Source organism: Amphritea pacifica, from assembly GCF_016924145.1.
In the GTDB taxonomy this organism is placed as follows: Bacteria; Pseudomonadota; Gammaproteobacteria; order Pseudomonadales; family Balneatricaceae; genus Amphritea; species Amphritea pacifica.
The window spans coordinates 1-8,649 of the sequence record NZ_JAFFZO010000057.1 but is presented as its reverse complement, the minus strand read 5'-3'; the positions used below and the strand labels follow the sequence as shown (position 1 = coordinate 8,649).

Here is an 8,649-nt window from a genome sequence, read left to right as displayed (position 1 = left end):
CCAGCACGGCGGCAGCCACCGCCCGGCATACATCAACGTCCAGACCTTTCCAGTTACCTTGATCATCAGGCACCGAGAAGCCAGGGACACCACTCGTTACACCACACTGAAGTGCGTCACGCTCCTTCACCGTTTCCAAAGTACCCGCCATGGCGGTACCTGTCATTGCAACCATCAGGACGGCAGCGGAAATCAGGGTTTTCTTCATTGTTTACTTCCTCTTGTTTTTATAACGAATGAATAAATGAGACATTAAAGCAGGCTGTGTTTAACAGCCGTGCTATAGATTTGGACGCCAGTTTTGAAACGTCGTAAAGCGTATTCCACTTCTTTATTCTTGTAATCTTCAGCTGGGCTGAGTGCCTGTCGCAGAGCTTCAGGCTCTGATAGGTGCTGATGCAGATTCAGAGCTGGATTGTGATTCTGAAAACAGCCGCTCGCACATTTTGCGCAACATTCGCCGCGGTGCGAAGCGTGTCTGGATTGAATAGAAAAGACCGGCCCCAAGGCAGAGATAGATCAGAGCAGGGCTTGAGATAATGCCGTTTATGAGATCGACAAATTCTTGCATGTGTCAGTGACTCCGGAAAGCAGCGTGCTGGGCACGAGAGTTATAATTATTGTCTTGCTATATCCATCTTATGAAATGGATGCTTATGCCACCAGGGGCATTGCAGTTGTGTCTTACTGGAAAAACCATGTCCCGGACATCAGGCGAGACATAGCATTTCTGACAACTGCGATCTTTTACTGGATGATCTTTTATTGGTTAGCTCGCCTGCAAAAACGTCCGATCAGTGGTCGGACGGTGTGCGGGGTAACCCGAAGATCAGCTGCAGATAGCGAGAGTGCTCGGCTCTCTCTGTATCTACGCCACTAGACTCTAGTGTGAATATTCGGAATAAGTTGCATCCTGCTGTGCCTTCTTTACCTCTTAGCGTGCCAATTATTAGCTGATGCAGGTGTAAATATGTTGGGTTTAGCGCACTTTTTTGATTTTCTTTTCTGGTTCTCAGGAGAATTGTGTGTTGCTGTTTGACCCTGCATCAGCCGCAGGGGCTGCTCCATCGTGCAGCCCGGTGCGGGAGAATCAATGGCAGTATTTAATCGAGGCGTTTCTTAAAGCGTATCGAGGCGACGGCTAACCCCCCCAGTGTAAACAGCGCCAGCCAGTACATATCGCCAGCCATATTGATGATCTCTACATCCTTTAACACCACGCCGCGAATCAGCCGCATAAAGTGGGTCGCTGGCAGAGCCTCAGCGATATATTGCGCCGCCAGCGGCATCCCCTCGTAGGGAAACATAAAGCCGGATAGCAGGATTGAGGGTAGTAAGACAAAGATCGTCATCTGCATCGATTGCAACTGACTTTTGGCAATGGTGGAGATAATCAGGCCCAGGGTCAGGCTGGCAGTAATAAACAGCAGGGTGGCCAGTGCCAGCTGTAACAGGCTGCCATTGAGCGGCACATTAAACAGCAGGAAACCGAGCCCCAGAATAATGGCAACCTGAAGTGCACCGATAAAAATATAGGGGAGAATCTTACCGATCATCAGTTCGATCGGGCGTACCGGGGTGGTGATCAGCATCTCCATATTGCCCCTTTCCCGTTCCCGCACGATGGCGGCGGAGGTGAACATAATCATCGTCATCGTCAGGATCACCGCAGCCAGTCCCGGCACGATATTCACCACCGTGCGCTGCTCCGGATTGTAGAGCAGGGTGACCTCAAAGGTGGGTGTCTGGCGGTTGGCGGGCTTATCCAGCAGTTCTACCAGAGGCATCCCCCGCAGGCCCTTAATCGCACCGGCGACAATGGTGTCAGAGCCATCAACCAGCCACTGGGCAACCGGCCGGCTGGTCTCTGCATCGCTGGCCGACGGAGAGCCCATCCCTACACTGGGGTTGCGCACCAGTCGCTGACTGACATCGCCGGGGATAATCAGCACCGCCCGCACCTCCGCACTGGCGATCGCCTGCTCTGCCTCGGGCAGGTTGGTGAAGTGGCGGGTGAAGGTGACCACCTGAGTGGCGCTGATGGTTTGAATCAGCACCCGGCTTAAACCGCTGTGGCTGTAATCCACCACGCCCACCGGAAGATGGCGCACATTGGTATTGATGGCAAAACCAAACAGCAGTAGCTGAATCAGCGGGATCATCACGATCATGCCGAAGGTCATCTTGTCCCGTTTAAGTTGCAGCAGCTCTTTAGCGGCAATCGCACCGACCCGGACAAAAGGGTTCATGGTTGCTCCCCGCTGTCGGCTCTGACGCCGGTGCAGGTGACAAACACATCTTCCAGACTGGGCCGCACCCGATTGAGCTGATCTTCAGGCTTCACCGACGGTTGTTGAGAGAGAAAGCCGACAGGGTCGCCCACACTATCCTTCACCAGCACCCGCAGACGCGCGCCCAGTTGCGCGGCGGAGATAATCTCCGGCAGTGCTATCAGTATCTGTTTTAACGAGCGCAGTTCCGATGAACTGATCTCTACCACGCTGGAGCCCATCTGCTGCATCAGCTCATCGGGGCTGCCATCGGCCCGTTTAATACCGTTCTCCAGAATCGCCAGTTTATGGCAGCGTTCCGCTTCATCCATATAGTGGGTGGATACCAGGATGCTGGTGCCCTGATCGCTCAGGTCGAATAGCTGCTCCCAGAACTCCCGGCGGTTTTCCGGGTCGACGGCAGAGGTCGGTTCATCAAGGAACAGTAGTTTCGGTTTATGCAGAGTAGCCGCGGCTAAACTGAGTCTCTGGCGCTGGCCACCGCTCATACTGCCGGCAAACTGCTTTGCTTTTGCCTGCAGCCCATAAATGCTCAGCAGCTCTTCGATCCGCTGCTTCTGTGCCCGGGCGTTCAGGCCATAGATGCGTGCAATAAACCTGAGATTCTCCTCAATCGTAAGGTCATCGTAGAGCGAAAACTTCTGCGTCATATAACCAATATGCAACCGCAGCTTTTCTGCATCATCAGGCAGATTGAAGCCGAGCACCTCAACCCTGCCAGCACTGGGTTGCAGCAGCCCGGTGAGCATGCGGATGGTGGTGGTTTTGCCACAGCCATTGGGGCCCAGAAAGCCATAGATCCTGCCGGTTTCAACTTCCAGGTCGAGATCCTGCACCGCCAGGGTATCACCAAAGCGGCGGCTGAGTTTTTCTGCCCGGATAGCATAGCTGGCTGACGGGCTGGTCATGGCAGCTCCACCTGTGCCGGGACACCATTGGGCAGCTCGGCTTCACTGTCCGCTAGCTGCACCTCTGCCAGATACATCAGCCGGGCGCGCTCCTCCTGATTCAGGGCGTAATAGGGGGTAAAGGCGGGTTCGGTTGCGATCCAGCTCAACTGGCCTGTAAGCGGTTGCTCAATGCCATCCACATGCACTGTCAGTGAATCCCCCACCTGCAGTTTCACCCGATAGGGTTCGGGAATATAGACCCGTGCATGGGGCGCTTTGCCCGCCAGTATAATCGCCAGCGGGCTGCCGATAGTGACCCGCTCCCCCAGATTCCAGGGCAGGTTATCCAGAATGCCATCACGGGTGGCGGTAATGGTCAGATCCTCCAGCCGTTTAGTCTGGATCGCCAGTGTGGCTTTGGCTGAATTCAATGACGCTTCCGCAGCCCGGAGATCCTCCTCCCGGGTGCCATTGGTCAGCAACCGCAGGGCTTCCTGCGCACTCTCCAACCCCGCCTGAGCCGCATCTTTCACCGAACGCGCCCGGTCCAGTTCCGACTGACTGACCAGTTTCTGCTTTTTCAGATTGAGGATGCGGGTATAGTTAGAGCGACTTTCAACCAGAGAGGCCCGCGCTCCGGCGACGTTGGCGGTTGCCGCAGCAACCTCCTCCGCACGGGCACCATTTCTGAGTTTTTCCAGATTCGCTTCCGCCCGGGCCACCTCCGCAGCGGCTTTATCCACCTCCGCCAGCTGTAGCGTATTATCAAGTTTTACCAGAATCGTACCTTTGGACACCTGGCTGCCGGGTGCCACTGGCAGGTCAACCACCACTTCGCTGGCGGTGGCCGTATGGGCGATCCGGTCCCGCTCCAGAGTGCCCAGGGCAAGGTTCTGAGCGGTGCCGTCGCAGGCGCTCAGAAATGGCAGAATCAGGCAGATGAGGTAACGCATGGTGTTGACCTTTTTATGGTTTACAAAGCACGGACGAAAAAGAAAAAGCATTCGTAACTTGTTAATAGTAGAACGATAAACCTAATTGGGATCGACTGCCAGAGTTGTGGATATTTATGCAAGACCTGTCGCTGACTAGATGTTGCTTCGCAACTTGCGAGTAGCTAGGGGTCGCTGCGCGGCCTGGGGCTCGAATACCCTTGTAGGAGCGCCTTCCAGGCGCGAAAGGAATAAACAAGGGGCTGATTTAGTAAAATAAATCTGTCCCCTTTTTACCCTTTTTAAGATGAACGTTTAAATGAATCCAGTTTGAACCAGTTATCATCCCGGCCCAAAAACAGTTTATACATGTAAGCCAGGGCATTCAGTGCCTTACGTTGGGTGTCAGTACCGATCTGACGGTGTATCGCCAGATATTCCAGATAAGCAGTGGTAGTCTGCTGATTTAATGTACCGGGATGAACCCGGTTGTCGTAGTGAATAAAATCCAGAGTCCAATGTATGTAGGTCTGCTCTATGCGCTTACTATAGTTGCGGGCACGTGAAAGGTGAACTCATCGTATACATCCTTGTACTGTATTTATGAACAGTATTTCATGGCGCATAAATCTATGCAACTATTGAAGTACTCAGGGAGAAACACCCGCCACTTCAGGGATTATGAATGCAAATCACTCTTATTAATGGTCATTTTGTCGTATTTCTGCAGATATACGACAAACTGTCGTGTTTTCCCAAAGTCGAATCTTTATATAAATCATTAAAATTCAGATGGTTGGATGGTATTTCTAATCTAATTAGAAACTGTGATATACGACAACTTGTCGTCTTTCTCCAAAACCGTTGTCGTATATTTAGCTGTTAAGCGAATAAAAATATGGCCTGGGAACCAATATCAGAGGAAGAATTAAGGAGCGACATAGAAGATGCTCTCGATCGAATGAGTTTGGAGCAGAGAAAAATATGGGATGTCATTAAAATTGAACCCAAAAAATGGCACCAGGAGCCATGGGGGAATGAAGGTGGTGGTTTTTGGGTTGTTGCTCTCATTGGTGACCGCGTCATTTGGTACAACGACATAGAAGATGGATTCAATCAATCCACCTACACTGAATATGGAAGGATTAACGAGTATTGGTGTTGTCAAGATGAGTTAGAGTGGGCAGTAGATAATATTATAAATTTGTTGCGTGATGGCTATGAGTCTCAAATACGGCTTGGTGCACCTCAACCAATCGCTTAACAATGGGCTGCACTGGAACCGCTCACTGCGTTCGCTCCCCAGTGAGCCCGGGCGTTAGGAGAAGGGAATCATGAATCATTGCCAATCACATAAATCCGTTACGAGCGAAGTTAAAGAGTTCATATTGAACGTTGAAGGCGTTGGAGAAGAATCCATCACCGACTTTCTGCTATGGAAGTGGGCGTTAATAGACAAGAAGTTTAAATCAATAAACGTTTCTTCATTTACTAGGCATCAAGAAAGTAGGGTTTCTGGGGCCGACTTTGAAATGGAGGTATGGCTTGTAGGGAGTAAATTAAGCTACCCGCTAGTTTTTCAAGCCAAAAAAATTGTTAAGCCATACGATGCGTATGTCAGAAAGCTCAACTACCCAGATAAGACAAAAAGCCAAATGAACACCTTGCTTAGATATGCAAGTGCAAATAGAAAAATTCCTTTCTATGCCTTCTATAGTCTTCCTGATAAGAAAACAAAAGCCATGTGTGCCCACAATGATGTTGATGACTGTGGAGTGTTTATGGCGCATGCAAAAGTGGTTGAAAAATTTGCCGATGGAAAGCATAGGCGGATAGTTTCAAAGAATGATTTGCTCCGAGTAAGCAACCCGTTCCACTGTATTTTTTGCTGTCCAATCGCATTTAGAGGCTACTTTGAGCAATATTTTCCATCCATAGACGGTGAGTTATACGAACAGGAGACTCCTGCTTATGTTAACTATCTTCTTAACGCCCATGAGCAGGAAATGAGTGAGGAAGTAATTAAAACCTTCATTGAAAAATACGAGCTAGGTAAATTCAGGCATATTGCCGTATATGATATGCGTGAACTGGAAGAATCGCCTAACAATGCATTGCAGCAGACAAGCCGCTGAATGCGGCGTTAGTGCGACAAGCGAAGCTTGTCACAACTTGCAGGGTGAAAGTCCCTGTCGGGTAAGAGTTAGCCACTCACCCGTATCGAGTCTTGCGCGGTGCGAGTTAAAGGGGTCAAAGCCCTTTAATCTTGGAATCTAGCCCATGCGGGAGAGTAAAAGGTTGATGGCGGTGGGCTGGTATTGAGAGTCTGTGTTTTACAAGGGCGAGGATATTATTGAAGAGCCGGATGCAGTAATTCTGCACGTCCGGATCTGTGTGGGGGTACCTCGGAAACGGGGCGCTTTATCATGACTGTGTGAAAAGGAGAGTAAAAGGGGTCAAAGCCCTTTTGCAGAAGAGTTGGACAGGTAAAGCGGGGATGCCCAAAGAGAGCGATTGATTGAAAAGGGCTTTGACCCCTTTAATGTGTAGATGTGGGTTGGAAAGTAACCTATCTGAGCGTTTTATCCGATGCTTTTCATAGGCTTGAGAATGAATGCCACGTCCAATACTGGTGACAGTACAGAGACTGCCCTGTGCCAGGCTCAAGACGCATGCAGCTAATGCATTCCGTCGAGTTTTATGCATATTAGGGCTGACAAAAGGGATGATTTTGTTCAATATAGTGGTCGCGTTCATAGCTCTGGCGGTAATTTGTTTTTGGCGAAATAATTGATCACCAAGGGCTATGAACGTTCCCTTCTTAAGCTAACTATTTGTTATTTATTGAAAATTCGTGGGGATACCACAGGCTTTGACCCCTTTAATGATTTACGCTCAGAGGCAAAGAGAAGGTCAGCGCACAATGGTTAATGTACTGCATGGTGCATAATATTGAGAAAATCGCGACGCAGGGTGAGATCAGGCATTAAGTGGCAGTATATGCCTGAAATCGAGGCTGTATTGCGTTGAAACATGATACAGAGCGTGTTTGAACTGGAGGAATAATCATTATTACTTCCAGGCAAAACGTTAAAACGAACAGGTGAAGGCTGCGGTAGATGGATATTATTATGTCAAAATGTCTAATCCGACAGTCTTGTTAAATGCAAGTGGAGTCCGTTAATTATGAGTTTTTTGTTGAAAGTTTCTATAATTGTTTTTTTAATACCCTATATTTCAGATGCAAATGCTGAAAAGGTTGGCTCATGCAATGATGAACTCTATTCTGTGTTTTTAGATTATAGGGTTTGTCTTAATCAAAAAGAGTGTGAATTCGATGAAATTAGAAATAAGTTTTATTCTAAAAAGCAGACTAAAGATTATATTGAGAGATCAATTAGTATAGATAGAGATATTGTTGCTATAGAAAGTTATTACGAAGTATGTAATGCTTCGTATGGAGAACTTTTTCTTGGTGTTGTAAGAGCAGATGGGATCACTGTTAGCACTGTTTTTGAGTTTGAAAATGAAAGTGGTAATTGGGTTATGCTTGGCGGAAAACTTTTTAATTATAGTGACCTGCTAAATATGAATTTCATTGATATTGATAGTGATAATATGACTATTGTAGATACTGTTTTGATTGAAGGTAATATCTTAAACTGTTTAAGTAAGCTTATAGGAACTAATAAAAGAAGAGTTAATTACCATGAATATTTATTAGAAGTTAATTCGTGTTATGAATAACCTGAATCAGTGGCTCTATTCGCCGGCCAGTGCCCTAAAACCAGAAATAGATCAAGACTGGGGTAGGCACCTTTAAAGAAAACAAAGGGACGGGCATATTCTATTCTCCTCTTGGATCCTACTTATTCTTCTTGCTTGCCCTGTCAGATATTTTCTTTGTATAAAAGAAAAAAGCAACGCCGAGTAAAACCACTAGAAAATAATTCAAATTCAGAAATGCTAGAGTCAAAAAAAACACCATAAAAATCAGCAATATAATAAATTGTAATTTTTCAAATTTATTAGCAAAACAAATCAATCCAACCCTTAATTGTATAGCTATCAAGCTTAAAGAAAGTAGAATTAAATATAAAAAAGCCTTCTCTACTCTATATTCCAAAAAGGATTTTACTGCTAAAACAAAAGGACAGAATGATGTAATTAGCATCAAATGGTAAAATCCTCGATCAGCAACAAATTTTTCCACCCTACGGTCCTTCTGCAGACTGGCTATCATGAATTATCTGGGATGCAGTGCTCATAGTATTAATTCTATCATTGAAACAAGAAAGGAAACAACGGAACAGGCACCTTTAAAAAACACGCTTCCCGCCCATTTTAAATATGGGTTTTAGTTTTATTTCTCAAGTAAAAGGTAAGTAAAAGGGGTCAAAGCCTGTGGCATCCCCACGAATTTTCAATAAATAACAAATAGTTAGCTTAAGAAGGGAACGTTCATAGCCCTTGGTGATCAATTATTTCGCCAAAAACAAATTACCGCCAGAGCTATGAACGCGACCACTATATTGA

At 47.2% G+C, this 8,649-nt stretch carries 7 protein-coding genes and 3 pseudogenes; 4 read left to right on the top strand and 6 right to left on the bottom strand.

Going from position 1 to position 8,649, the window contains the following annotated elements; genetic code table 11:
* From JW499_RS21045 to JW499_RS23085, 5 genes and pseudogenes are all read right to left on the bottom strand, one after another.
* A pseudogene (locus JW499_RS21045) lies at positions 1 to 208 on the bottom strand (amino acid ABC transporter substrate-binding protein); the annotation flags it as partial.
* Between the two features lie 895 nt (positions 209 to 1,103).
* A complete protein-coding gene (locus JW499_RS21040) occupies positions 1,104 to 2,249 on the bottom strand; it encodes an ABC transporter permease (RefSeq protein ID WP_205212426.1) in 1,146 nt (381 codons plus the stop codon).
* Positions 2,246 to 3,199 (bottom strand): ABC transporter ATP-binding protein, encoded by a 954-nt coding sequence (locus tag JW499_RS21035; protein WP_205212425.1) that lies wholly within the window; start codon positions 3,197 to 3,199, stop codon positions 2,246 to 2,248. The genes JW499_RS21040 and JW499_RS21035 overlap by 4 nt, the downstream gene beginning before the upstream one ends.
* Positions 3,196 to 4,134 carry an HlyD family secretion protein gene (locus tag JW499_RS21030; protein WP_205212424.1) on the bottom strand — a complete coding sequence of 313 codons (939 nt, stop codon included), beginning with the start codon at positions 4,132 to 4,134 and terminating at the stop codon, positions 3,196 to 3,198. Before JW499_RS21030 ends, JW499_RS21035 begins: the two co-directional genes overlap by 4 nt.
* A gap of 281 nt (positions 4,135 to 4,415) precedes the next feature.
* Positions 4,416 to 4,664 (bottom strand): annotated as a pseudogene (locus JW499_RS23085) (phage integrase N-terminal SAM-like domain-containing protein); the annotation flags it as partial.
* Positions 4,665 to 5,011: 347 nt separating this feature from the next.
* Here JW499_RS23085 and JW499_RS21020 point away from each other — a divergent pair.
* The 4 genes and pseudogenes from JW499_RS21020 to JW499_RS21005 all read left to right on the top strand — a co-directional run bounded on the left by JW499_RS21020 (position 5,012) and on the right by JW499_RS21005 (position 7,860).
* A complete protein-coding gene (locus JW499_RS21020; protein ID WP_205212423.1) occupies positions 5,012 to 5,377 on the top strand; it encodes a hypothetical protein in 366 nt (121 codons plus the stop codon).
* A gap of 70 nt (positions 5,378 to 5,447) precedes the next feature.
* A complete protein-coding gene (locus tag JW499_RS21015) occupies positions 5,448 to 6,248 on the top strand; it encodes a DUF6615 family protein (protein WP_205212422.1) in 801 nt (266 codons plus the stop codon).
* A gap of 762 nt (positions 6,249 to 7,010) precedes the next feature.
* Positions 7,011 to 7,103 (top strand): annotated as a pseudogene (locus JW499_RS23080) (transposase); the annotation flags it as partial.
* Between the two features lie 196 nt (positions 7,104 to 7,299).
* Positions 7,300 to 7,860: a hypothetical protein gene (locus JW499_RS21005; protein WP_205212421.1), complete on the top strand. Its 561-nt coding sequence runs from the start codon at positions 7,300 to 7,302 to the stop codon at positions 7,858 to 7,860.
* 118 nt (positions 7,861 to 7,978) lie between these two features.
* Here the strand turns inward: JW499_RS21005 and JW499_RS21000 are convergent, their stop codons facing one another.
* Positions 7,979 to 8,326, bottom strand: a complete 348-nt coding sequence (locus JW499_RS21000) for a hypothetical protein (protein WP_205212420.1) — start codon at positions 8,324 to 8,326, stop codon at positions 7,979 to 7,981.
* Positions 8,327 to 8,649: the final 323 nt, after the last annotated feature.